Annotated in this window: 23 protein-coding genes; 16 read left to right on the top strand and 7 right to left on the bottom strand. The window is 64.5% G+C overall.

What is annotated here, in order from left to right; genetic code table 11:
- Positions 1–41: 41 nt before the first annotated feature.
- The 3 genes from FBZ93_RS03275 to FBZ93_RS03265 all read right to left on the bottom strand — a co-directional run bounded on the left by FBZ93_RS03275 (position 42) and on the right by FBZ93_RS03265 (position 2,220).
- Complete coding sequence (locus tag FBZ93_RS03275) at positions 42–449, bottom strand: hypothetical protein (RefSeq protein ID WP_167528918.1); 408 nt, start codon at positions 447–449, stop codon at positions 42–44.
- Positions 450–551: 102 nt separating this feature from the next.
- Complete coding sequence (locus FBZ93_RS03270; protein WP_146984521.1) at positions 552–1,232, bottom strand: site-2 protease family protein; 681 nt, start codon at positions 1,230–1,232, stop codon at positions 552–554.
- A gap of 85 nt (positions 1,233–1,317) precedes the next feature.
- The gene (locus tag FBZ93_RS03265) at positions 1,318–2,220 is read right to left on the bottom strand and encodes a DMT family transporter (RefSeq protein ID WP_146984520.1); all 903 of its coding nucleotides are present in this window, start codon (positions 2,218–2,220) and stop codon (positions 1,318–1,320) included.
- A gap of 93 nt (positions 2,221–2,313) precedes the next feature.
- On the opposite strand from FBZ93_RS03265, the gene FBZ93_RS03260 reads away from it, so the two are divergent.
- Positions 2,314–3,183: a LysR substrate-binding domain-containing protein gene (locus tag FBZ93_RS03260; protein WP_146984519.1), complete on the top strand. Its 870-nt coding sequence runs from the start codon at positions 2,314–2,316 to the stop codon at positions 3,181–3,183.
- Here FBZ93_RS03260 and FBZ93_RS03255 read toward each other — a convergent pair.
- From FBZ93_RS03255 to FBZ93_RS03240, 4 genes are all read right to left on the bottom strand, one after another.
- Positions 3,180–3,926 carry an SDR family NAD(P)-dependent oxidoreductase gene (locus tag FBZ93_RS03255; protein WP_146984518.1) on the bottom strand — a complete coding sequence of 249 codons (747 nt, stop codon included), beginning with the start codon at positions 3,924–3,926 and terminating at the stop codon, positions 3,180–3,182. The genes FBZ93_RS03260 and FBZ93_RS03255 overlap by 4 nt on opposite strands.
- A 22-nt stretch (positions 3,927–3,948) precedes the next feature.
- A complete protein-coding gene (locus FBZ93_RS03250) occupies positions 3,949–4,680 on the bottom strand; it encodes an SDR family oxidoreductase (protein ID WP_146984517.1) in 732 nt (243 codons plus the stop codon).
- 124 nt (positions 4,681–4,804) lie between these two features.
- Positions 4,805–6,643, bottom strand: a complete 1,839-nt coding sequence (locus FBZ93_RS03245; RefSeq protein WP_146984516.1) for an IlvD/Edd family dehydratase — start codon at positions 6,641–6,643, stop codon at positions 4,805–4,807.
- A gap of 211 nt (positions 6,644–6,854) precedes the next feature.
- Positions 6,855–7,883, bottom strand: a complete 1,029-nt coding sequence (locus FBZ93_RS03240; protein WP_146984515.1) for a LacI family DNA-binding transcriptional regulator — start codon at positions 7,881–7,883, stop codon at positions 6,855–6,857.
- A gap of 206 nt (positions 7,884–8,089) precedes the next feature.
- Between FBZ93_RS03240 and FBZ93_RS03235 the strand changes: the two genes are divergently transcribed.
- The 15 genes from FBZ93_RS03235 to FBZ93_RS03165 all read left to right on the top strand — a co-directional run bounded on the left by FBZ93_RS03235 (position 8,090) and on the right by FBZ93_RS03165 (position 23,566).
- Entirely contained in the window at positions 8,090–9,157 is a 1,068-nt protein-coding gene (locus FBZ93_RS03235) for an ABC transporter ATP-binding protein (RefSeq protein WP_050418824.1), read from the top strand.
- 77 nt (positions 9,158–9,234) lie between these two features.
- Positions 9,235–10,554 carry an ABC transporter substrate-binding protein gene (locus FBZ93_RS03230; protein WP_146984514.1) on the top strand — a complete coding sequence of 440 codons (1,320 nt, stop codon included), beginning with the start codon at positions 9,235–9,237 and terminating at the stop codon, positions 10,552–10,554.
- Between the two features lie 110 nt (positions 10,555–10,664).
- Positions 10,665–11,624, top strand: coding sequence for a carbohydrate ABC transporter permease (locus tag FBZ93_RS03225; RefSeq protein WP_050418826.1), 960 nt, complete (start codon positions 10,665–10,667; stop codon positions 11,622–11,624).
- 65 nt (positions 11,625–11,689) lie between these two features.
- The gene (locus FBZ93_RS03220) at positions 11,690–12,613 is read left to right on the top strand and encodes a carbohydrate ABC transporter permease (protein ID WP_050418827.1); all 924 of its coding nucleotides are present in this window, start codon (positions 11,690–11,692) and stop codon (positions 12,611–12,613) included.
- Positions 12,614–12,678: 65 nt separating this feature from the next.
- Positions 12,679–13,665, top strand: coding sequence for a D-erythronate dehydrogenase (gene denD / locus FBZ93_RS03215; RefSeq protein WP_146984513.1), 987 nt, complete (start codon positions 12,679–12,681; stop codon positions 13,663–13,665).
- 24 nt (positions 13,666–13,689) lie between these two features.
- Positions 13,690–14,646, top strand: coding sequence for a sugar kinase (locus FBZ93_RS03210; RefSeq protein WP_146984512.1), 957 nt, complete (start codon positions 13,690–13,692; stop codon positions 14,644–14,646).
- A complete protein-coding gene (gene eda / locus FBZ93_RS03205) occupies positions 14,643–15,293 on the top strand; it encodes a bifunctional 4-hydroxy-2-oxoglutarate aldolase/2-dehydro-3-deoxy-phosphogluconate aldolase (protein WP_146984511.1) in 651 nt (216 codons plus the stop codon). Before FBZ93_RS03210 ends, eda begins: the two co-directional genes overlap by 4 nt.
- A gap of 44 nt (positions 15,294–15,337) precedes the next feature.
- Complete coding sequence (locus FBZ93_RS03200; RefSeq protein WP_146984510.1) at positions 15,338–16,510, top strand: acetyl-CoA acetyltransferase; 1,173 nt, start codon at positions 15,338–15,340, stop codon at positions 16,508–16,510.
- A gap of 1 nt (position 16,511) precedes the next feature.
- On the top strand, positions 16,512–18,050 hold the full coding sequence (locus FBZ93_RS03195) for a class I adenylate-forming enzyme family protein (protein ID WP_146984509.1): 1,539 nt from the start codon (positions 16,512–16,514) through the stop codon (positions 18,048–18,050).
- Between the two features lie 142 nt (positions 18,051–18,192).
- Positions 18,193–18,393 carry a hypothetical protein gene (locus FBZ93_RS03190; protein WP_146984508.1) on the top strand — a complete coding sequence of 67 codons (201 nt, stop codon included), beginning with the start codon at positions 18,193–18,195 and terminating at the stop codon, positions 18,391–18,393.
- Between the two features lie 173 nt (positions 18,394–18,566).
- Positions 18,567–19,766 (top strand): CaiB/BaiF CoA transferase family protein, encoded by a 1,200-nt coding sequence (locus FBZ93_RS03185; protein WP_146984507.1) that lies wholly within the window; start codon positions 18,567–18,569, stop codon positions 19,764–19,766.
- A gap of 10 nt (positions 19,767–19,776) precedes the next feature.
- A complete protein-coding gene (locus tag FBZ93_RS03180; RefSeq protein ID WP_028344637.1) occupies positions 19,777–20,943 on the top strand; it encodes an acyl-CoA dehydrogenase family protein in 1,167 nt (388 codons plus the stop codon).
- Between the two features lie 126 nt (positions 20,944–21,069).
- Entirely contained in the window at positions 21,070–22,206 is a 1,137-nt protein-coding gene (locus FBZ93_RS03175; RefSeq protein ID WP_146984506.1) for a thiolase family protein, read from the top strand.
- Entirely contained in the window at positions 22,203–22,562 is a 360-nt protein-coding gene (locus FBZ93_RS03170; protein WP_146984505.1) for a Zn-ribbon domain-containing OB-fold protein, read from the top strand. Before FBZ93_RS03175 ends, FBZ93_RS03170 begins: the two co-directional genes overlap by 4 nt.
- A 476-nt stretch (positions 22,563–23,038) precedes the next feature.
- On the top strand, positions 23,039–23,566 hold the full coding sequence (locus FBZ93_RS03165; protein ID WP_050418840.1) for a carboxymuconolactone decarboxylase family protein: 528 nt from the start codon (positions 23,039–23,041) through the stop codon (positions 23,564–23,566).
- Positions 23,567–23,610: the final 44 nt, after the last annotated feature.

Genomic DNA, 23,610 nt, shown 5'->3' with positions numbered 1-23,610 from the left:
GTCGATCATGAATGTCGGGCTGAGTTGAAGCGCGGACGGCGCTATTTCCAGTAGTAGCGGATCGCGACGTAGACCACGACGAGGCAGGCGAAGATCAGCGCCACCGGCATCGGACGCTTGGCGTTCGGATCGGAGGTGGTCGACTTCTTGGCGGGCAGGCGGCGGAACGCGGTGACGTTGCCGGTGTCGGCGACCGGTTCGCGCGTGCGCGCCGGAACCTCGGGCGCCTTTCCGGCGCCGCCCATCTCCGCATAATAGGTGCGATACATCTCCTGGATCGTCGCCTCGCTGGCCTCGGCGTCGGTCATCTGGTCCAGCAGCCTCTTGTAGATGGCCAGGAAATTCTGCGCCTCGGGCGGCAAAGCGGAAGCGCCGTTCAGCTTGGCCATCATTTTCCAGGTCGCAAAGTCGGCCCGCGCGCGGGTGTCGGCGCGTCGTGCAATCAGCATATCGGCAGCTTTGATCACCATGGCCTCGAAGCGTTCCCGTCCCTGCGCATGATCCGGAAAATTGGGTACCGATTTTCCGATCAGGTCATGTGCAAATCAAGGCTATGTGTTTCCGGTAATAAGGAGAAGGGCGTTGATTACATAGCCGGTCAGAGTTCGCAGTATCGTTGAAATAACATCAAGATTTAGGCCGACCTGCCGGCCGATCACGGGCAGCAGGATCAATAGCCCGATCAGGATCAGCATGCCGTAGGGCTCCAGCCGGGCAAGCGGGATCGCCAGCGGCCGCGGCAGCAGCCCGACCGCGACCCGGCCCCCGTCCAGCGGCGGGATCGGCATCATGTTGAAGATCGCGAGCACGATGTTGATCAGGAACGCGTTTTTCAGATTGTCCGCGGTCCATTTTGCCGCATCTGCCGGAACCCATGGCAGCGCGTGGAATGCCAGCGCGGCGGCGATCGCCAGGATGATGTTGGTGACCGGGCCGGCCAGCGCCACCCACACCATGTCGAGCTTGGGATGGTTGAGCTTGCGGAAGTTGACCGGCACCGGCTTGGCGTAGCCGAACAGGAACGGCGAATGCGCGAACAACAGCACCGCGGGCAGGATCAGCGTGCCGAACGGGTCGATATGCTTCAGCGGGTTGAAGCTGACGCGGCCGAGCTTCCAGGCGGTGTCGTCGCCGAGCCGGTGCGCGACGAAGCCGTGCGCGGCCTCGTGGAAGGTAATGGCGATGATCACCGGCAGCACCCAGACGGAGACGCCGTAGAGGGAAATGTTCAATGTGGTGCCGCCTCGGATTCGCTTGGGACCGGAGCTCAGGCTAGCACGGATTTGCTGACGGCTTTGGCGGTGAGTGGCCGCGGGGTCAGCGTGTATCCGCTGCGGTCACGGGTACCCGTTGCGGCTGGGTGGTCGCGATCCAGATGCCGGCGAACACGGTGACGATGCCGGCGATCAGATTCCAGCTCAGCGGCTCGCCGAGCAGGACCGCGCCGACCAGCGATGCCGCGATCGGATTGACGGTGACCGAGATCGCCACCCGGGTCGGGGTCGTCCGCTCCAGTGCGAACGCCCAGAGATAGAAGGTGAGCGCCGCGCCGAACGCGCCGAGATAGGTCGCGCCGAACCATTGCGGCGCGCCAAACTCCGCGACCGGCGCAAAACTGCCGCGCAGCAGCGAGGCCGCGATCAGGACCATGGCGCCGGCGGCCATCGCCAGCGTGGTGAAGGGGATCGGGCCGGAGCGTCGGATGAAGGGTTTCGACCAGATGCTGTAGAGCGCCATGCACAGCGCGGCCGCGACCATCAACAGATCGCCGCGCCAGGCGCCCGGCGGAGCGGTGGCAAGGCCGGAGAGCAGGGCCATCGAGACCCCCAGGATGGTGACCAGCACGCCTGTGGCCTTGCGCGCGGTGAGTGGCTCGGCACCGAGCGCCGCGCCGACCAGCATGGTCAGCAGCGGCAAGGTCGAAAGCGCGAGCGCGCCCCGCGCGGCGGTGGTTGATATCAGCGAGGCGTTGAACAGGATCGGAAACGCCGCAAAGAACAGCAGGCCGAGGCCGGTTGTGCCGAGCCAGTCGCGCCGCGGCGGCCAGCTTCCACGTTGCAGCAGTGCCAGCGGCAGCAGCAGCAGGACGCCGATGCCGAAACGGAACGCGCCGATCGCCAATGGATCTATCGCGCCGACCAGAAACCGCGTCGCCCCGATCGAGGTTCCGCCGATCGCGCTCGACAGCACCGCGGCCAATACCCCCCAGATTTCGTCCATCCCGTTCGATCCCTCTGTTTCGCTTGCGCAATCTAGGGACGGGGAGGTATTCATGGAATGGAATAAATATGATCGACAAAATCACGGTTTGTTATGAGCGCGCCTGTCCTCGACCCGGATCTCCTGCAAGCCTTCGTCGCGGTGGCGGACCATCGCTCCTTCACCCGTGCCGCCACGGCGCTGAACCGGACCCAATCCGCCGTCAGCATGCAGGTGAAGCGGCTGGAAGAACGGCTGAAGGCCGAGCTGTTTCACCGCAGCACGTCCAGTGTCGACCTCAGCGCAGCCGGTGAGGGGTTGCTCGGTTATGCCCGCCGTATTCTCAGCCTCAACGCTGAAGCGATCGGCCGGGTGCGCGAGCACGGCACCGACGGGCGGGTTCGCCTTGGCGTGATGGACGACTACGGGACGTTGATCGTGCCGCCGCTGCTCAGGGAATTTGTCGCCGACTATCCGCTGATCCATGTCGAGATGGAGACGGGGCTGACGTCGTCGATGACCGACCGGCTCGGCGAGGCCTATGACCTCGTGATCGCGATGCACCCCGAAGGGCGCGGCGAAGGCGAGTTGCTGCGCACCGAGCAGGCGGTGTGGGCCGCCAGCGCATCGCATCGTGTCGAAGAATTCGATCCGCTGCCGGTCGCGCTCTATCCGCAGGGCTGTCTGTTTCGGGCCTGGGCGATGCAGGCGCTGGACGAAGCGAACCGGCCGTGGCGGCTCGCTTTTGTCAGCCATAGTCTTTCTGCGGTCGAGGCGATCGCGGCGCAGGGGCTCGCCGTGACCGTGGTCAAGTCCGGCACCTTTCCGCCGGCGCTGCGACGCCTGACGGCGCGTGACGGCATGCCGCGGCTGCCGCGGGCCGAAATCCGCCTGCACCGCGCGCCAAATCTGTCGCGCGCGGCATCGCTATTGGCAGATCACCTGGTCGCCGCGCTTCGACAGCAGACGAAGCGCGCGAGCTAGTAGGTCGCGCGTCCGCCGGAAATGTCGAACACCGCGCCGGTCGAGAAGGCGCAGTCCTCCGAGGCCAGCCACGCCACCATCGCGGCAAGCTCCTCGACCTGCACGAAGCGAGCCTTCGGAATCTTCGACAGCATGAAGTCGATATGCGCTTGCGTCATCTGGTCGAAGATCGCGGTCTTCGCCGCCGCCGGCGTCACCGCATTGACCAGGATGTCATGCTGCGCGAGCTCCTTGCCGAGCGATTTGGTGAGCGCGATCAAGCCGGCCTTCGACGAGGAATAATGCGCGGCGTTCGGATTGCCTTCCTTGCCGGCGATCGAGGCGATGTTGACGATGCGGCCGTATTTCCGGCCGATCATGGTCGGCACGATCGCCTTGCAGCAGATGAAGGGACCTTCGAGATTGATGCGCATCACCCTGCGCCAGTCGTCGAGATCGGTTTCCCATACCGGCTTGTTGGCGCCGGTGATACCGGCGTTGTTGACGAGAATGTCGATCTTGCCGAATGCCCGCAGCGTCTGATCGCGCGCGGCGTCGACCGCGGCGGGATCGGTGACGTCGGTCTTGATCGCGATCACGTCCTCGCCGATCGCACGCGCGGTCTTTTCGGCGAGCGGCTGGTCGAAATCCCAGATCGCGACCTTGGCGCCGGATGCGACGAAGCGCTCGGTAATGGCGCGGCCGAACCCTTGCGCGCCGCCGGTGACGACGGCGCAGCGGCCGTCGAGATCGATCTTGTTCATGCTGAATGCCTTTGCGTGCCCATCAGAGCATGAAGCCGCCGTCGACGACCATGTCAACGCCGGTGGTGAAAGCGGCTTCGTCGCTCGCAAGATACACCGCCATGGCCGCGATTTCTTCTGCGGTGCCGAGCCGGCCCATCTTCTGGCGGGCGACGAACTTCTCGCGTCCGTCCGGACCCGCGGCAGCTGCGCGCTCCAGCATCGAGGGCGTTTCAACGGTGCCGGGACAGATCGCGTTGCAGCGGATGCCCTGGGTGATGAAGTCGAGCGCGACCGCGCGCGTGAGCAGCGAGACCGCCGCTTTCGACGCACTGTAGACGTAGCGATTGGCCGGCGGCCGCAACGCCGCGCAGGACGAAATGTTGACGATGCTGCCGCCTCCGCCTTCCAGCATCGCAGGCAGAAATGCCTTGATGGTCCGGTGCATGGATTTGACGTTGAGGTCGAACGAGAAGTCGAAGTCTTCGTCGGAGCACTCCAGAATGGTGCCGTGATGCACGAAGCCCGCCGCATTGAGCAGGACGTCGATCTTGCCGACGCGCTTGGCGAAGCTGTTGACGTCAGCCGTGCTGCGAACGTCGAGCCGGGCGGTCTCGGCGATGCCTTCCTTGCCCAGCGTGGCGATGCCGCTCTCGTTGATGTCGGTGGCGATCACGGTCGCGCCTTCACGCGCGAATGCGATCGCGCATGCGCGCCCGATGCCGGCCGCCGCGGCGGTGACAACGGCGCGCTTTCCCTTCAGTCGATTGGACATTCGTATCTCCCAGAGTTCGCCTTGATTTTGTTTCGTCATTGCGAGCGGAGCGAAGCAATCCATTCTTCCGCTGCGGAGCTATGGATTGCTTCGTCGCTGCGCTCCTCGCAATGACGTCGAGGTATCAATGATTATCCCGCGCCACGCCGACCTTGCCGGCAATGTCGTGGTAACGCGTCGCGAGCTCGAGGCAGGCGCCGGTGGCGTGCTGGCCGACGGTCTGGCGGTAGAGCTCCTGCCACGGCGTCTGGTTGGCCGGGTGCGGGAAGCCGCCCCTGGCCTTCAGCTCGGCGCGGCGGGTGCGCAGCTCATCCTCCGAGATCATGATGTTGGCGCTGCCCTTGTTGAGGTCGATGCGCACCTTGTCGCCGCTCCTCAGGATCGCGAGCCCGCCATCGGCCGCGGCCTCCGGCGAGGCGTTGAGGATCGACGGCGAGCCCGACGTGCCGGACTGCCTGCCGTCGCCGATGCAGGGCAGGGACAGGATGCCGCGTTTGATCAGTGCGGCCGGCGGCTGCATGTTCACGACCTCGGCGCCGCCGGGATAGCCGATCGGGCCGGTGCCGCGGATGAACAGGACGCAGTGCTCGTCGATGTCGAGCGCGGGATCCTCGATGCGGTTGTGGTAATCCTCCGGGCCTTCGAATACGACGGCGCGGCCATCGAAGGCGTTGAGGTCCTTCGGGTTGGACAGATAGCGGTCGCGGAATTCCTTCGAGATCACGCTGGTCTTCATGATCGCCGAATCGAACAGATTGCCGCGCAGCACGATGAAGCCGGCGTCCTTCACCAGCGGCTTGTCGTAGCCCCAGATCACGTCGCCGTCGGGAGCAGGCGCCTCCTTGCAGTTCTCGCCCATGGTGCGGCCGTTGACGGTGAGGGCGTCTTCATGGATGCGCTTGTGCTTGATCAGCTCGCGCACGACCGAGGGCACGCCGCCGGCACGGTGATATTCCTCGCCGAGATAGAAGCCGGCCGGCTGCATGTTCACCAGCAGCGGCACGTCGTGACCGTATTTCTGCCAGTCGTCGATCGACAGCTCGACGCCGACATGGCGCGCCAGCGCATTGATGTGGATCGGTGCGTTGGTCGAGCCGCCGATCGCGGAGTTGACCACGATGCAGTTCTCGAACGCCTCGCGGGTCAGGAAGTCCGACGGCTTCAAATCTTCCCAGACCATGTCGACGATGCGTTTTCCGGTCTCGTAGGCGATCTGGCCGCGCTCACGATAGGGTGCCGGGATCGCCGCGCAGCCCGGCAGCGAGAAGCCGAGCGCTTCCGCCAGCGAGTTCATCGTGGAGGCGGTGCCCATGGTGTTGCAATGGCCGACCGAGGGGGCCGAGGAGGCCACGATCTCGATGAACTGCTCATAGTCGATCTCGCCCGCGGCGAGCCGCTCGCGCGCCTTCCACACCACGGTGCCGGAGCCGGTGCGCTGGCCTTCGTGCCAGCCGTTCAGCATCGGGCCGCCGGAGAGCACGATCGCCGGCAGGTTCACGGTCGCAGCCGCCATCATGCAGGCCGGCGTGGTCTTGTCGCAGCCGGTGGTCAGCACCACGCCGTCGAGCGGATAGCCGAACAGCACTTCGACGAGGCCGAGATAGGCGAGGTTGCGGTCGAGCGCTGCGGTCGGGCGCTTGCCGGTCTCCTGGATCGGATGAGTCGGAAACTCCATCGCGATGCCGCCGGCGGCGCGGATGCCCTCGCGGACGCGGTGGGCAAGCTCGAGGTGATGCCGGTTGCAGGGCGACAGGTCATTGCCGGTCTGCGCGATGCCGATGATCGGCTTGCCCGACTGCAATTCTTCGCGGGTCAGGCCGTAATTGAGGTAGCGCTCGAGATAGAGCGCGGTCATGCCCGGATTGTGCGGGTTGTCGAACCATTCCTGGGAGCGGAGCCTGCGGCCCTTGCCCTTTGTGGTCTCGCCTGCGGCACTGTGCCCGTTGGTGTGGGGTTTTGTCATTGGTTTCTCCCGCAATGCAAATCTTGCTGGGCCCATTCAAGGGCTCTGGTTCAACGTTGTTCTACCTTGCGCAAATCGTCGGTCATTACAAACTCAGGCGATCACGCAGAGGTGTTTCACTGGATGGATTGGACCTTAGTTGAAGGCACTTGGTTGCGCTATCATTTTGTCATTTTTCGCGTCCTTGTGACGGGCTGGTGTCGGGTGGATGTCAGTTGTGTCGCGCCGAGCTCTGCCGTTCCATGACACTGAAGCCGAGATCGACGACGGGCTCGGCGGGCCGGCGGCCTTCCAGCGTTTCGATCACCATCATGGCAGCGTTTCTGCCCATTTCGTAGCGATTGGTGCGGACGCTGCTCAGCGTCGGCTCGCTCGAGGCCATGAATTCGAGGTCGTTGAAGCCGACGATTGCCATCTGCTCCGGCACCGCCATGTGGCGGCGCTTGCATTCGAACAGCGCGCCGAGCGCAAGGTCGTCATTGACGCAGAACACCGCGTCGATGTCGGGCGCCTTGGCGAGCAGGTCGGCAAACAGCGTCCCGCCCAGCGTCACCGAGGTCGGTATCGCCGTGGTGACGATGAGCTGCGGATCGAACAGCGCGGCCTCGGTTATCGCGGCGCGATAGCCGTCCAGCCGCCGCTGCACGCGCGGATCCATCCGCGCGCCGAGGAAGCCGATCCGCCGGTAGCCCTGCGCGAGGAGATGGGCGATCGCAGCTTTGGCCGCGTCAAAATGCGAGAATCCGATCATCATGTCGATCGGAGCGGGGCCGACCTCCATGATCTGCACGATCGGGCAATCGACCGTTTCCATGATGCGGCGGGAATCGGCGGTCTGGTTGATGCCGGTAATGATCAGCCCGGCCGGCTTCTGTGCCAGAAAAAGACGCAGCAGGCGTTCTTCCTGCAGGATGCTGTAGCGGGTGTTGGCGAGCTGAATGCTGTAGCGGCGGCCGTCGAGCGCGTCATAGATGCCGCGCAGCACGTCGGCGAACACATTGTTGGTCAGCGACGGGATCAGGACACCGATCACCTCGGTGCGCTGCGACGCAAGCGCGCGTGCCGCGAGATTGGGCACGTAACCGAGTTCTTTTGCCGCACTCTCGACCCGGGCGCGCTTGCCGGCCGACAGTGCCTCCGGATTCCTGAAGAAGCGCGAGGCCGTAATCGGACTGACGCCGGCGAGCTTCGCGACTTCGGCGAGCCGGATCTTGCCAGGCGTGATGCGCTTTCGGGCCATTTGCCGCTCATATCACGACGTTCGTCGCAGACAAACCGATATTGACAGCGCTACCAAGCGATTGCTAATCGAACGATTGCCAAAATCGGATAAACTGCGGACAATATCGTCGGTCCAACAGAGCCGCGCGCCCAGCGTGGCCGGAACAAAACAGAGCGGTGGCGGCACTCGTCGTACGCCGTCGGGAACTTGAGGGAGGGAAGTGGATGTCGTCGGTCCAGATTCGCGACGTGCGGAAATCGTTCGGCAATTTTGAAGTCCTGCACGGCGTGTCGATCCCGATCGAGGACGGCGAGTTCGTCGTTCTGGTCGGCCCGTCGGGCTGCGGCAAGTCGACCCTGCTGCGCATGCTGGCGGGGCTTGAGAACATCACCTCGGGCACGATCTCGATCGGCGACCGCGTCGTCAACAATGTCCAGCCCAAAGAGCGCGACATTGCGATGGTGTTTCAGAACTATGCGCTCTATCCGCACATGACGGTTGCCGACAATATGGGCTTCTCGCTCAAGCTGCGCGGCGCCAAGCCCGACGAAATCTCGACCGGCGTCAAGCGCGCGGCGGAAATCCTCGCTTTGACCCCGCTGCTCGAGCGCTATCCGCGCCAGCTCTCCGGCGGCCAGCGCCAGCGCGTCGCGATGGGCCGCGCCATCGTGCGCGATCCGCAGGTGTTCCTGTTCGACGAGCCGCTGTCGAACCTCGACGCCAAGCTGCGCGTGGCGATGCGCACCGAGATCAAGGAACTGCACCAGCGGCTGAAGACCACGACGGTCTACGTCACCCACGACCAGATCGAGGCGATGACCATGGCCGACAAGATCGTGGTGATGCATGACGGTATCGTCGAGCAGATGGGCTCGCCGCTCGAGCTGTATGACACGCCGGCGAACCAGTTCGTCGCCGGCTTCATCGGCTCGCCAGCGATGAATTTCCTCAAGGGCAATGTGAAGGTGAACGGCGCCGCCTATTTCGAGGGGCCGAACGGCGTCAAGCTGCCGTTGAAATCCGCGCCGGCCAATTCCGACGGCAAGCCTGCGGTCTACGGCGTGCGGCCGGAGCATTTCACCATCGCCGATGACGGCGCCGAGGCCGAGATCGTGGTGGTCGAGCCGACCGGCTCGGAGACCCAGGTGTTCGCCAAGCTCGGCGGCGAGCAGGTTGTCGCCGTGTTCCGCGAGCGCCATCTGTTCAATCCCGGCGACAAGGTTCGGCTCAAGCCGGATCCGGGCCTGGTTCATCTGTTCGACGATGCGACGGGGAAACGACTGAATAGCTGACGGACTGATCGATCATAATGGCCGACCAACAGGCCAGATCAAAAAACAATAAAAACACATTTATTGGGAGGAAGACGATGCACGATTTGACTCGCCGCTCGCTACTTCAGGGCGGCACCGCGCTGGCCGCAGCCGGGATGCTCACCGGGCCGGCGCTGTTTGACTTCGCCAAGGCCTGGGCGCAGACCGCGCCCTGGAAGGCGGAGCCCGGCGCCAAGCTCACCGTGATGCGCTGGAAGCGCTTCGTGCCCGCGGAAGACGATGCGTTCAATGCCATGGTGGCGGCCTTCAAGGCGGCAACCGGCACCGAGATGAACGTATTCAGCGAGTCCTTCGAAGACGTGCAGCCGAAGGCTTCGGTCGCCGCCAACACCGGCTCGGGCCTCGACCTCGCCTGGGGCCTGCACACGCTGCCGCAGCTGTTTCCGACCAAGGTCCTCAAGATGAACGACGTTGCCGATTATCTCGGCAACAAATATGGCGGCTGGACGGATGCGGCCGCCAAGACCTGCAAGCTCGGCAATGACTGGCTTGGCATCCCCGTCGCCACCAACGGCGGGTATATGACCTATCGCAAGTCGGCGACCGACAAGGCGGGCTTCAAGGAATTCCCGAAGGATTTTCCGGGCTTCCTCGAGATGTGCAAGGCGTTGAAGGCGAACAACACGCCGGCCGGCTTTGCGCTGGGACATGCCAGCGGCGACGCCAACGGCTGGCTGCACTGGCTGCTCTGGGGCCACAACGCCTGGACCGTCGACAAGGACGACAAGGTCATCATCAACTCGCCGGAGACGATGAAGGCGCTGGAATATGCCAAGGCGCTGTCGGAGACCTTCATTCCGGGCGTCGCGTCCTGGAACGACTCCTCCAACAACAAGGCGTTCCTGGCCGGTGAGCTCTATTGCACGCTCAACGGCATTTCCATCTACGTGGCCGCCAAAACCGATCCCACCAAGAAGGAACTTGCCGAAGACACCTATCACGCGCTGCACCCGATCGGCCCGATCGGCAAGCCGACGGAATTGCAGCTTGCGTTTCCAATCCTTGCGTTCAACTTCACCAAATATCCGAATGCCGCAAAGGCGTTCGTCGCGTTCATGCTGGAGAAAGAGCAGTACGACAAGTGGCTGGATGGCGCTCAGGGCTACCTTACGCAAACGCTGAATGCGTATGAGTCGGCGCCGGTGTGGACGGCGGACCCCAAGAACGCCGTGTTCGCGCAGGCCTCCAAGCGCACGCTCCCGGCCTCCGGCATCGGCACGCCCGGCGAGAAGGCGGCGACCGCAATCGCCGACTTCATCGTGGTCGACATGTTCGCGAACTACTGCACCGGTGCCAAGGACGGCAAGGCCGCGATGGTGGAAGCCGAGCGGCAATTGAAGCGTATCTATCGCTGATGTGATCGGCGCGGGCGGCGGATCGCCGCCGCTCGCACCGTCATTTGGAATGACATCACTGGAATATTGCGTGGTCATGCTCAGTCTTTTGAGCAATCGGGACATCGCCTATGGCTGACATTGCGCTCGCGCCGCGACGTGCGAAGACCGAAATCCGCGAAGCGACCGCCTGGGACAAGCTCCGCCACAACAAGAACTGGCTCGGCTTCTGGTTCATGTTGCCGGCGTTGGCGTTCCTGATCTTCTTTCTGGCCTATCCGCTGGGGCTCGGGATCTGGCTGTCGTTCACGGATGCGCGGATCGGGCGCGTCGGCCACTACATCGGCACCGAGAACTATGAATGGCTGTGGGACGATTCGATCTTCTGGCTGTCGGTGTTCAACACGCTGATCTACACCTTCATCGCCAGCGCCATCAAATTCGCGGTCGGGCTCTATCTGGCGCTGCTGCTCAACGAGCGCATGCCGTTCAAGGCGCTGCTGCGCGCCGCCGTGCTGATCCCCTTCATCGTGCCGACGGTGCTATCGGCGCTTGCGTTCTGGTGGATCTTCGATTCCCAGTTCTCGATCATCTCCTGGTCGCTGAAGCATCTCGGCCTGATCACGCAAAACATCAATTTCCTCGGCGACAGCACCTGGGCCCGGATCTGCGTGATCTTCGCCAATATCTGGCGCGGCGTGCCGTTCGTTGCGATCACGCTGCTGGCGGGCCTGCAAACCGTGCAGCCGTCGCTCTATGAAGCGGCGACGCTCGATGGCGCCTCGCGCTGGCAGATGTTCCGCTTCATCACCTATCCGTTGCTGACGCCGATCATCGCCGTCGTGATGACCTTCTCGGTGCTGTTCACGTTCACCGACTTCCAGCTGATCTGGGCGATGACCCGCGGCGGCCCGGTCAACGCCACCCATCTGATGGCGACGCTGTCCTATCAGCGCGCGATCATCGCCGGGCAATTGGGCGAGGGCGCTGCGATCTCGAGCGCGATGATCCCGTTCCTGCTCGCTGCGATCATGGTGTCCTGGTTCGGCCTGCAGCGCCGGAAGTGGCAACAGGGAGAGAGCAATGACTGATCTCTGCCGCTTGCTGGTGTCTTTGCGCGAACGGGGCAAGCCCGGCGCGCGCCCGGGAGAAAACAATGACTGATCTCCCCGCACAGAAGGCCGATCTCAAGTCCATCCTGTCGACGCCGGCGCGCGTCGATAACAGCGAGGGCATGAGCTATTTGCAGTCGGTGCCGCGGCGGATCGTGACGCTCTACATCCCGCTGTCGATCATCGTCATCATCCTGCTGTTCCCGTTCTATTGGATGGGGCTGACGGCGATCAAGCCGGATGACCAGCTGCTCGACCTCGACAGGTACAATCCGTTCTGGACCTGGAATCCGACCTTCAAGCACATCCACAAGCTGCTGTTCGAGAGCTACTATCCGCACTGGCTCTGGAACACGATGTATGTGGCGATCGGCGCCACGGTGCTGTCGATCATCGCCAGCGTGCTCGCGGCCTACGCGATCGTGCGGTTGCGCTACAAGGGCGCCAATGTCGTCGGCGGCCTGATCTTCCTGGCCTATCTGGTGCCGCCGTCGATCCTGTTCATTCCGCTCGCCACCGTCGTGTTCCAGTACGGTCTGTTCGACTCGCCCTTAGCGCTGATCCTGACCTATCCGACGATCCTGATCCCGTTCTCGACCTGGCTGCTGATGGGCTATTTCAAGACCATCCCGTTCGAGCTCGAGGAGTGCGCACTGATCGACGGCGCCAGCCGCTGGCAGATCCTGATCAAGATCGTGCTGCCGCTCGCCATTCCCGGCCTGATCTCGGCCTTCATCTTCTGCTTCACGCTGTGCTGGAACGAGTTCATCTACGCGCTGACGTTCCTGCAATCGACCCCGAACAAGACCGTGCCGGTCGCCATCGTCAACGAATTCGTTGACGGTGACATCTATCGCTGGGGTTCCCTGATGGCAGGGGCGCTATGCGGCTCGCTGCCGCTGGTTATTCTTTACGCCTTCTTCGTTGAGCATTATGTCTCGGCGATGACGGGTGCCGTGAAGGAATGACGCGCAAGGCCCGCAGCTGAATTCGAACAACAAAGCCAACAAGACAAGAAGAGGAGAGCAGGGTCGTGCACATTCTGATTCTGGGCGCCGCCGGCATGGTCGGCCGCAAGCTGACCGAGCGTCTGTTGCGTGAGGGCCGCCTCGGCAAACAGGACATCACCAGGATGACCCTGCAGGACGTGGTCGCGCCGCAGAAGCCTGCGAATGCCGCGATCCCGGTCAGTGTCGTCGCGTCCGATTTCGCCGATGCCGGCGCTGCCGCGCCGCTGATCGCCGAGCGCCCGGACGTGATCTTCCATCTCGCCGCGATCGTCTCGGGCGAGGCAGAGGCCGAGTTCGACAAGGGCTACCGGATCAATCTCGACGGCACCCGCTATCTGATCGACGCGATCCGCAACGTCGGCGGCGGCTACAAGCCGCGGCTGGTGTTCACCTCGTCGATTGCGGTGTTCGGCGCTCCGTTCCCCGAGAAGATCGGTGACGAGTTCTTCCACACGCCGCTGACCAGCTATGGCACGCAGAAGTCGATCTGCGAGCTCCTGATCAACGACTACACCCGCAAGGGCCTGCTCGACGGCATCTCCATCCGCCTGCCGACGATCTGTGTGCGCCCGGGCAAGCCGAACAAGGCGGCGTCCGGCTTCTTCTCCAATATCATCCGCGAGCCGCTGGCGGGCGAGGAGGCTGTTCTGCCGGTGTCCGAGGATGTCCGGCATTGGCATGCCTCGCCGAAGTCGGCGGTCGGATTCCTGGTCCATGCCGGAACGATGGACCTCAATGCGATGGGGCCGCGGCGCAATCTCAGCATGCCCGGGATGTCCGTCACCGTCGGCGAGCAGATCGCCTCGCTGGAGCGCGTCGCCGGCAAGAACGTCACCGCGCGGATCAAGCGGGTGCCCGATCCGACCATCATTGGCATCGTCGCGGGCTGGCCGCGCGATTTCGCCACCGACCGCGCACTGAAGCTCGGCTTCACCACCGCCGAGAAGACGTTCGACGACATCATCCGCATCCATATCGAGGACGAGCTGGGCGGCAAGTTTGCTGCCTAGCTCCGCAGGCGCACGGGTCTTGGGATGACCAGGGTTGCCAGCATCGGCGAATGCATGATCGAGCTGCGCCAGGCCCCTGGCGGGCAGATCGGTGGATTGTATTCGCGATCCTATGGCGGCGACACGCTCAACACCGCGGTCTACCTGTCCCGGCTCGGTGTCCACATCGATTACATCACGGCGCTTGGCGATGATGCGCTCAGCGATGAGATGATCGCCGGCTGGGCGGCGGAAGGCATCGGGACCAAGCATGTCGCGCGATTGGCGGGCAAGCTGCCCGGGCTCTATTTGATCCAGACCGACGACAAGGGCGAGCGGCGCTTCTTCCACTGGCGCGACAGTGCTGCGGCCCGCGAGCTGATGGACCTGCCCGATACGGAAGATCTCCTGAACTCGCTCGCGACGTACGACCTCGTCTATCTCTCCGCGATTACGCTCTCGATTCTGCGCGAGGACGGACGGGAGCGGCTGATGGCAGCGCTGAAGCGGGCGCGGCTATTGGGTACGCGGTTTGCGTTCGACACCAATTTCCGCGCCCGCGGCTGGCCGGACCTGACGATCGCGCGAAACGTCTTCAGTAGCGCGTTCGAGACCGCCGATATCGTGCTCGCTTCGACCGAGGACCTGGCACCGCTCTATCCCGGCGAGAACAACACGGCGCTGCTGGCGGGCATCTCGAGCCCCGAGGTGGTGCTCAAGCTTGCCGAGCCGGCCTGCATCGTGCGCTCCGCTGGCGGAACGCGCGAGGTGAGGGCCGAGCCGCTGCCCAAGCCGGTGGTCGATACCACGGCGGCCGGTGACAGTTTTGCCGCGGCCTATCTCGCTGCGCGTCTTGGCGGCGCCGAGCCCGAGGAGGCGGCGCGCGCCGGCCATCGTCTGGCCGGCGTCGTGGTGTGCTATCCCGGTGCGATCATTCCGCGCTACGCCATGCCGCCGAAGAAGACGCCTCGTCCCCCACCATCCCGCAAGGCCTCGCAATGACAACGACATCAAAGCAGGACCAGATCGCCGAGCTGATCCGCCAAGCCACCGTGATCCCGGTGCTGACCATCGAGCGGCTCGCCGACGCCGTTCCGCTCGCCAGGGCGTTGGTCGCCGGCGGCGTCCGGACGCTCGAGGTGACGCTGCGCACGGCGGTCGCGGTCGATGCAGCCAAAGCCATCATCGCCGAGGTGCCCGACGCCGTGGTCGGGATCGGCACGATCCTCCATGCCGACGATCTGGCCCGCGCCGAGGCGCTCGGCGCCAAGTTCGGCATCAGCCCGGGCGCGACGCCCGAGCTGTTGAAGGCGGTGGCCGCCAGCCGGCTGCCTTTCGCGCCGGGCATCGCGACCGCCTCCGAGCTGATGCAGGCGCTGGCGCACGGCTTCGACGTCGTCAAATTCTTCCCCGCCGAGCAGGCCGGCGGTATCAAGGCACTGCGCGCCTTGGCCGGTCCATTTCCGAACGTCAGGGTCTGCCCGACCGGCGGGATCGGTGAGGCCAACGCGGCGACCTGGCTCGCCGAGCCGAATGTGCTGGCGGTCGGCGGCTCCTGGCTGTGCCCGGCGGCCGATATCCGCGCCGGCAACTGGGCCGGCATAACCGCCATGTGCGCCAAGGCGATGAAAACGCTGAAAGCTGGCTGAAGATACGCTACATAACTCCCGAACAGGAACAGGGAGATACGGCCATGACAGCAGCCAGCATCATCGGTTGGGCACACACGCCATTCGGAAAGTTCGACGCGGAGACCGTCGAAGGTCTCGTGGTCAAGGTCGCCAATGAGGCGCTCGCCGATGCCGGCATTGCCGCGTCCGATGTCGACGAGATCATGCTCGGCCATTTCAACGCCGGCTTCTCGCCGCAGGATTTCACGGCCTCGCTGGTGCTGCAGGCCAATCCGGCACTGCGCTTCAAGCCGACCACCCGGGTCGAGAACGCCTGCGCCACCGGATCGGCCGCCGTGCACCAGGGCATCCGCGCCATCGAGGCGGGCGCCGCCAAGATCGTGCTGGTCGTCGGCGTCGAGCAGATGACGAAAACGCCCGGACCGGAGATCGGCAAGAATCTCCTGAAGGCGTCGTATCTGCCCGAGGACGGCGACACGGTCGGCGGCTTCGCCGGCGTGTTCGGCAAGATCGCGCAGGCCTATTTCCAGAAATACGGCGACCAGTCGGATGCGCTGGCGATGATCGCCGCCAAGAACCACAAGAACGGCGTCGCCAACCCCTATGCGCAGATGCGCAAGGATTTCGGCTTCGAGTTCTGCCGCGCCGAGAGCGAGAAGAACCCGTTCGTCGCCGGTCCCTTGAAGCGTACCGATTGCTCGCTGGTCTCCGACGGCGCTGCCGCGCTGGTGCTGACCGATGCCGAGACCGCCAAGTCCATGGGCAAGGCCGTGAACATCCGCGCCACCGCCCATGCGCAGGATTTCCTGCCGATGTCGAAGCGCGACATCCTGCAGTTCGAAGGCTGCACCACCGCCTGGCAGCGCGCGCTGGACAAGGCCGGGCTGCAGCTCTCCGATCTCTCCTTCGTCGAGACCCACGACTGCTTCACGGTCGCCGAGCTGATCGAATATGAAGCGATGGGCCTGACGCCGAAGGGCCAGGGCGCGCGCGCGATCATGGAGGGCTGGACCCAGAAGGACGGCAAGCTGCCGGTCAATCCGTCCGGCGGGCTGAAGGCCAAGGGCCATCCGATCGGCGCCACCGGCGTCTCGATGCATGTGATGAGCGCGATGCAGCTCACGGGCCAGGCGCCCGAGGGCATGCAGCTCAAGAACGCGCAGATCGGCGGCATCTTCAACATGGGCGGCGCTGCGGTCGCCAACTACGTCTCGATCCTCGAGCCGGCGAAGTAGCTTGAACATTGCCGAATGGCTGGCGGCGACGGCGCGGGCACGTCCCGATGCGCCGGCGCTGCTGACCGGCTTCGACCTCGACGCCGATTACGCGACCTTTGCCCGCCGCGCCGCCTCGATCGGGGCGGCGCTGGGGCGCGATCACGGCATTGCCGCCGGCGACCGCGTCGCGCTGTTCGCGTCGAACTGCACGCAATATCTCGAATGTCTCTACGGCATCTGGTGGATCGGCGCCGCCGCGATCCCGATCAATGCCAAGCTGCACGGCCGCGAGGCGGCGTGGATCTGCGGCAATGGCGGCGCAAAGCTCGGTTTCGTCTCCGATGATACGGCCGCGGCGCTGACCGAAGCCAAGGACGATTGCCCCGCTGGCATGACCATGCTGTCGGTCGACAGCGATGTGTACAGGGTGATGCGGAGCGGCGAGGGCGCGCCCGCGCCGCTGCCGCGGGAAGGCAACGATCTCGCCTGGCTGTTCTATACGTCGGGCACGACCGGCCGTCCCAAGGGCGTGATGCTCAGCCACGGCAATCTGCTGGCGATGTCGCTGTGCTATTTGGCCGACGTCGATCCGGCGACGCCGCACGACGCCTCGCTCTATGCGGCGCCGATCTCGCATGGCGCCGGCCTCTACAATTTCCCGCATGTCCGGATGGGCGGCCGCCACGTCGTTCCGGAGTCCGGCGGCTTCGATCCCGACGAGGTGCTCAACCTCGGGCGGCAGCTCGACAATGTCGTGATGTTCGCGGCACCGACGATGGTGCGCCGCCTGGTCGATGCGGCGAAGAGGCGCGGCGAGAACGGCGAGGGGCTGCGCACCATCATCTATGGCGGCGGGCCGATGTACACCGCCGACATCCTGGACGCGATGGCGACGATGGGCCAGCGCTTCGTGCAGATCTACGGCCAGGGCGAGTCGCCGATGACGATCACCGCGCTGTCGCGTGACTGGCACCGCGCGAGCGATCATCCGCGCTATCTGGAACGGCTGGCCTCGGTCGGTACCGCGCAGAGCGCCGTCACTGTGCGCATCACCGGCAAGGACGGCAAGCCGCTGCCCGCAGGCGAGACCGGCGAGATCGAGGTCAAGGGCTTAACCGTGATGCTCGGCTACTGGAACAATCCGAAGGCCAATGCCGAGACGCTCAGGGACGGCTGGCTGCGGACCGGCGACGTCGGCCGGCTCGATGCCGACGGCTTCCTGACGCTGTCGGACCGCTCCAAGGACGTCATCATCTCCGGCGGCACCAACATCTATCCGCGCGAGGTCGAGGAAGCGCTGCTGACGCATCCCGACGTCCGTGAGGTCTCGGCGATCGGTGTGCCGGATCCGGAATGGGGCGAGATCGTCGTCGCCTGCGTCGTGCTCGAGGATGGCGCCACCCCCGACGACGGCAGGCTCGACGCGCATTGCCTTGCCTCGATCGCCCGCTTCAAGCGGCCGAAGCGCTATGTCTATCTCGATGCCCTGCCGAAGAACAACTACGGCAAGGTGCTGAAGACCGCGCTGCGGGAGATGATGGCCAAGGGCACGGGCTAGGGCGCGATGAGGCCGGGTTGAATTGAAACATCGAAAACAACCCCATGCACAGTAGGATTGGGGTGACTGAAGCGGTTAGGGGATAGGCCGCCGCCTCCCGTCGCGCTAAGCTGCGTGCGCCCAGTCACCGGGAGAACGGACCATGGGAATCGAGACGTCTCTGTCGCTGTCGGAAGTGAACGATCGCATCGCGATCCTCCGGGACAATATCAGGCAGCTGATCGAGCAGGCCGCAGGCGCTGCGGGCGCCGAAGTCGAGGAACGCATCGCCCAGCGGCTTGAGCAGCAGAACGCGGAACTGGAAAAGCTCCTGAAGGCGCGCGAGGTGATGACCGGGCAGTAACCTGCGTCGAGTCGGCGATAGGCACGCCTCGGGTTGGCCTCCCTGCGTTCCGCCGCGCGGAAACGATCCTGCCGCCGCCGCGCATACGCCCATACGCTCGGCGCCGCTTGATCTCGGCAAAGACCTCCCGTTACTAGGCTTCAATCCAGAACAGCCGGGGAGCGAGCAGCACGATGGGACCATTGCAGGGTATCAAGGTCGTCGACATGACGACCGTGCTGATGGGACCCTACGCCACGCAGATGCTTGGCGACTACGGCGCCGATGTCATCAAGGTGGAATCGCCTGACGGCGACGTGACGCGGCAGATCGGCCCGACGCGGCATCCCGGCATGGGCCCAGTGTTCCTCAATACCAACCGCAGCAAGCGTTCGGTTTGCCTCGACCTGAAGAAGCCGGCAGGGCGCGAGGCCGTGCTGCGGCTGATCGCGAAGGCCGATGTGCTGGTCTACAATGTGCGCCCGCAGGCGATGGCGCGGCTGCAGCTCGGTTACGATGTCGTCGCCAAGGTCAATCCGCGGCTGATCTATGCCGGCGTGTTCGGCTTCGGCCAGGACGGGCCGTATGCCGCGAAGCCCGCCTATGACGATCTGATCCAGGGCGCGACCGCGCTGCCGGCGCTGATGGCGCAGACCTCCGACGGCGTGCCGCGTTACGTGCCGAATGCGCTGGTCGATCGTATCGTCGGCCTCACCGCGGTCGGCGCGATCTGCGCGAGCCTCGTGCATCGCGACCGCACCGGGCAGGGCCAGCGCGTCGACATTCCGATGTTCGAGACCATGGCAGGCTTCGTCATGGGCGATCACATGGGCGGGCTCACATACGATCCGCCGCTCGACAAGGGGGGCTATGCGCGGCATCTGTCGCCGGACCGGCGGCCCTACAAGACGCTCGACGGCTATATCTGCGTGATCGTCTACAACGACAAGCAGTGGGAGAACTTCTTCAAGGCGACCGGCCGCGACGATCTGCGCAGCGATCCGAAGTTCGCGACCTTCGCCGGCCGCGCCACCAACATCGATGTGGTCTACGCCGAGCTCGCGCGCATCCTGCAGACCAAGACCACGGCTGAATGGAACGAGATCCTCGAGAAGGCCGACGTGCCTGTGATGCCAATGCACGATCTCGAGAGCCTGCTCGAGGACCCGCATATGGTCGCGACCGGCGTCTTCCCCGTGATCGATCATCCGACCGAGGGCCGTATCCGCAGCATGACGCCGTCGGCCCGATGGTCGGAGACCAAGGTCGAGCCGAACCGGCTCGCGCCGCGGCTCGGCGAGCACAGTGAAGCAATCCTGCGCGAGGCGGGTTTCTCGACTGAGGAGATCGCGGCGATGCTGCGCGACGGCGCGGCCAAGGCGCTGAAGGCATAGGAGACGACAGATGGATTTCGCACTCTCCGCCAACCAGGAATCGATCCGCGACGCGGTGGCAAAAATCTGCTCGCGCTTTGACGAGGCCTATTGGCTGAAGAAGGACAAGGAGGGCGGCTATCCGGCCGACTTCCATCGCGCGCTCGCCGATGCCGGCTGGCTCGGCATCTGCATCCCCGAGGAGTATGGCGGCTCCGGGCTCGGCATCACCGACGCCGCGATCATGATGCGCACGATCTCGGAATCCGGTGCCGGCATGTCCGGTGCATCGGCCGTGCACATGAACGTGTTCGGGCTCAATCCGGTCGTGGTGTTCGGCACCAAGGAACAGTGCCAGCGCATGCTGCCGCCGATCATCGACGGCCGCGACAAATCCTGCTTTGCGGTGACCGAGCCCAACACCGGCCTCAACACCACGCAGCTCAAGACCCGCGCGGTGCGGCAGGGTGACAAATACATCGTCAACGGCCAGAAGGTGTGGATCTCGACCGCGCAGGTCGCCAACAAGATCCTGCTGCTCGCGCGCACCACGCCGCTGGAGGAGGTGCGCAGCCCGACCCACGGCCTCAGCCTGTTCTACACCGATTTCGACCGCAAGCGCGTCACGGTGCACGAGATCGAGAAGATGGGCCGCAAGCCCGTCGACTCCAACGAGCTGTTCTTCGAGAACTTTGAAATTCCGGTCGAGGACCGGATCGGCGAGGAAGGTCGCGGCTTCGAATACATCCTGCACGGCATGAACCCCGAGCGCATCCTGATCGCGGCGGAAGCCGTCGGCCTCGGCCAGATCGCGCTGAAGCGGGCGTCGGAATATGCCAAGGGCCGCATCGTGTTCAACCGGCCGATCGGCATGAACCAGGCGATCCAGCATCCCTTGGCGAAGTGCTGGATGGAGCTCGAGGCGGCTTGGCTGATGGTGCTGCGCGCCGGCTGGCAATATGACCAGAACCTGCCGTGCGGCCCGGCCGCGAACTCGGCGAAATATCTTGCGGCGGAAGCCGGCTTCCATGCCTGCGAGCAGGCGGTGATGACTCATGGCGGCTTCGGTTACGCCAAGGAGTACCACGTCGAGCGTTACCTGCGGGAATCGCTGATCCCGCGCATCGCGCCGATCAGCCCGCAGCTTATCCTCAGTTTCATCGGCGAGAAGGTGCTCGGCCTTCCGAAGTCGTATTGATGATGGGAAGTGCTAGTGATGGTCGTCATTCCGGGATGGTCCGAAGGACCAGACCCGGAATCTCGAGATTCCGGGTTCGATGCTTTCGCATCGCCCCGGAATGACGATGGAGAGGGTAGTGACACCATGAGCTTCGTCACCGGCGTCGGCCTCACGTCCTACGGCAGGCATGAGGGCCTGTCCTCGCTCGACCTGATGAGCAAGGCGGCCGAGCTTGCGATCTCCGATGCCGGGCTGAAGCGCTCCGACATCGACGGCATCCTGTGCGGCTACTCCACGGTCTCGCCGCACATTATGCTGGCCACCGTGTTCGCCGAGCACTTCGGCATCCGCCCGTCCTACGCCCACGCCGTGCAGGTCGGCGGCGCCACGGGCCTTGCGATGACAATGCTGGCGCATCACCTGGTCGATGCCGGCGTGGCGAAGCACGTGCTGGTGGTCGGCGGCGAGAACCGGCTGACCGGGCAGAGCCGCGACGCCTCGATTCAGGCGCTGGCCCAAGTCGGGCATCCCGACTACGAGGTGACGCTGGGGCCGACGATCCCGGCCTATTACGGCCTGGTCGCGACCCGCTACATGCATGAGTACGGCGTGACGCAGGAGGACCTTGCCGAGTTCGCGGTGCTGATGCGCAAGCACGCGCTGACGCATCCCGGCGCGCAGTTCCACGAGCCGATCACGGTTGCCGACGTGATGGCCTCCAAGCCGGTGGCGATGCCGTTAAAACTGCTCGATTGCTGCCCGGTGTCCGACGGCGGTGCGGCCTGCGTGATCAGCCGCGAGCCGACCGGAGACAGGCGGGTCCGCATCCGCGGCTGCGCCCAGGCGCACACCCATCAGCACGTCACGGCGGCGCCTGCGCTCAGCGAACTCGGTGCGGAGATTTCGATCGCGAAAGCGAAGCAGGCGTCGGGCATCGCGATCTCGGACGTGCGTTACGCCGCAGTCTACGACAGCTTCACGATCACGCTCGCGATGCTGCTGGAAGATCTCGGCCTCGCCGGGCGCGGCGAGGCGCCGGCGCGGGTGCGCGCCGGCTATTTCAATGGGGATGGCGAGATGCCGCTCAACACCCACGGCGGCCTGCTCAGCTATGGACATTGCGGTGTCGGCGGCGCGATGGCGCATCTGGTCGAGACCCATCTGCAGATGACCGGCCGCGCCGAAAACCGCCAGGTGCGCGACGCCTCGGTCGCGCTGCTGCACGGCGACGGCGGCGTGCTGTCGTCGCATGTCAGCATGTTCCTGGAGCGCGTGCGATGAGTGGACCGATCGCTGACTGGACCAAGGGCGTGGAAGCCATCGTCTACCAGACCTGCAGCGCCTGCGGCGCGCGGCAGTATTTCCGCCGTAGCTTCTGCGCGGCGTGCGGCTCGGCTGATCTCGCCGAGCATCGCGCGAGCGGGGCAGGGACTGTCTATGCGACCTCGCTGGTCTGCCGTGCCGCGACGCCGGAGACGCGGGCGCATGTGCCCTACAACATCGTGCTGGTCGATGCCGACGAGGGCTTCCGCATGATGGCGCATGGCGACAACGACCTTGCCATCGGCGACAAGGTCTCGGCGCGCTTCACGCAATTTGCGGGACGGTTGGTTCCGTACTTCGCAAAGGCGAAATGAGAGGGGCTGAACGATCCAGTCAGAACGCGAAACCAGGCCGAATTGGTTCGCTCTCGCCCCTCCAGTTGCGGATGACTTGTTTAGGCATGATCTTTCCGAAAACCGCTACACACTTTTCGGGACCATGCCTCAGTGCCAGTAAAAAATGACGCTGGCGATGACGAGCATCGCCGTCACCGCCAGCATTTGCGCAAGCGCTTCCGAGGCCGCCCTCTTGGTGGCTTCCTTCATGCGTTTCCCCTAGACTTGGGCGTGACTCATCGTTGCGCAAATTGCGCGCGCGACGGCCAGATTTTGTACTCGGAACACCCCGCGTCGAGCATTCGCTTTTGACGAGTCCCCACTCAGCGAATATCGACTTTGGTAGGGTTGTCTTTGAATGCGGCGGCAATTTGACTCGGGCGTGTTGCTCCTGCGACGGCCGACCGATACTGTTTCGAACCCGACAGAAACGACAGCAAGATCAAGGTTAGGAAATGGCCCGTATCGACTACTCCGATCCCGCGAAGGCAAGCCCGCGGACCCGCGAAATCCTCGACAAGAACCGCAACGCCAACATCTTCCGCATGATGGCGCATTCGCCGAGCTACTTTGAACAGTACTGCCGGCTCGGCGGCGCGATCCGCCACAAGGGTGAGCTCGATCCGATCGTGCGCGAGCTTGCGATCACGCGCACCGGCATTCTGTGCGAGGCGCCTTACGAGATCGTCGCGCACAAGCGCATCGGCAAGAATGTCGGCGTCACCGACGAGCAGAACGCAGCGCTCGAGAACTGGCAGTCCGCGACCTGCTTCAACGAGGTGCAGCGCGCCGCGCTCACCTTCACCGACGAGATCGTCAAGCTGAAGAAGCCGACTGACGCGACCTTCAAGGCGATCGCGGCGCTGTTGACGCCGGCGGCGTTGATCGAGCTGCAGCTCTCGGTCGGTTTTTACATCATGACGTCGAAGTTTCTCGAGACCTTCGAGATCGACATGCAGCCGGTGACGGAAGTGGTGAGCTGAGGTCTAACCACGGGCGTGAACTGCTTCGCCTCGCCCCGCTTGCG

Origin of the sequence: Bradyrhizobium macuxiense, assembly GCF_007993935.1 — a bacterium.
Classification (GTDB): Bacteria; Pseudomonadota; Alphaproteobacteria; order Rhizobiales; family Xanthobacteraceae; genus Bradyrhizobium; species Bradyrhizobium macuxiense_A.
Note: the sequence above shows the minus strand (reverse complement) of the source record. Positions and strands in the feature narration are given on the sequence as shown.

Excerpts from the sequence above, each read along its gene's own strand:
- FBZ93_RS03275 (WP_167528918.1), bottom strand. The coding sequence starts at position 449 with ATGCTGATTGCACGACGCGCCGACACCCGCGCGCGGGCCGACTTTGCG.
- FBZ93_RS03265 (WP_146984520.1), bottom strand. The coding sequence starts at position 2,220 with ATGGACGAAATCTGGGGGGTATTGGCCGCGGTGCTGTCGAGCGCGATC.
- FBZ93_RS03260 (WP_146984519.1), top strand. The coding sequence starts at position 2,314 with ATGAGCGCGCCTGTCCTCGACCCGGATCTCCTGCAAGCCTTCGTCGCG.
- FBZ93_RS03255 (WP_146984518.1), bottom strand. The coding sequence starts at position 3,926 with ATGAACAAGATCGATCTCGACGGCCGCTGCGCCGTCGTCACCGGCGGC.
- FBZ93_RS03250 (WP_146984517.1), bottom strand. The coding sequence starts at position 4,680 with ATGTCCAATCGACTGAAGGGAAAGCGCGCCGTTGTCACCGCCGCGGCG.
- FBZ93_RS03245 (WP_146984516.1), bottom strand. The coding sequence starts at position 6,643 with ATGACAAAACCCCACACCAACGGGCACAGTGCCGCAGGCGAGACCACA.
- FBZ93_RS03240 (WP_146984515.1), bottom strand. The coding sequence starts at position 7,883 with ATGGCCCGAAAGCGCATCACGCCTGGCAAGATCCGGCTCGCCGAAGTC.
- FBZ93_RS03235 (WP_050418824.1), top strand. The coding sequence starts at position 8,090 with ATGTCGTCGGTCCAGATTCGCGACGTGCGGAAATCGTTCGGCAATTTT.
- FBZ93_RS03230 (WP_146984514.1), top strand. The coding sequence starts at position 9,235 with ATGCACGATTTGACTCGCCGCTCGCTACTTCAGGGCGGCACCGCGCTG.
- FBZ93_RS03225 (WP_050418826.1), top strand. The coding sequence starts at position 10,665 with ATGGCTGACATTGCGCTCGCGCCGCGACGTGCGAAGACCGAAATCCGC.
- FBZ93_RS03220 (WP_050418827.1), top strand. The coding sequence starts at position 11,690 with ATGACTGATCTCCCCGCACAGAAGGCCGATCTCAAGTCCATCCTGTCG.
- FBZ93_RS03210 (WP_146984512.1), top strand. The coding sequence starts at position 13,690 with ATGACCAGGGTTGCCAGCATCGGCGAATGCATGATCGAGCTGCGCCAG.
- eda (WP_146984511.1), top strand. The coding sequence starts at position 14,643 with ATGACAACGACATCAAAGCAGGACCAGATCGCCGAGCTGATCCGCCAA.
- FBZ93_RS03200 (WP_146984510.1), top strand. The coding sequence starts at position 15,338 with ATGACAGCAGCCAGCATCATCGGTTGGGCACACACGCCATTCGGAAAG.
- FBZ93_RS03190 (WP_146984508.1), top strand. The coding sequence starts at position 18,193 with ATGGGAATCGAGACGTCTCTGTCGCTGTCGGAAGTGAACGATCGCATC.
- FBZ93_RS03185 (WP_146984507.1), top strand. The coding sequence starts at position 18,567 with ATGGGACCATTGCAGGGTATCAAGGTCGTCGACATGACGACCGTGCTG.
- FBZ93_RS03180 (WP_028344637.1), top strand. The coding sequence starts at position 19,777 with ATGGATTTCGCACTCTCCGCCAACCAGGAATCGATCCGCGACGCGGTG.
- FBZ93_RS03175 (WP_146984506.1), top strand. The coding sequence starts at position 21,070 with ATGAGCTTCGTCACCGGCGTCGGCCTCACGTCCTACGGCAGGCATGAG.
- FBZ93_RS03170 (WP_146984505.1), top strand. The coding sequence starts at position 22,203 with ATGAGTGGACCGATCGCTGACTGGACCAAGGGCGTGGAAGCCATCGTC.
- FBZ93_RS03165 (WP_050418840.1), top strand. The coding sequence starts at position 23,039 with ATGGCCCGTATCGACTACTCCGATCCCGCGAAGGCAAGCCCGCGGACC.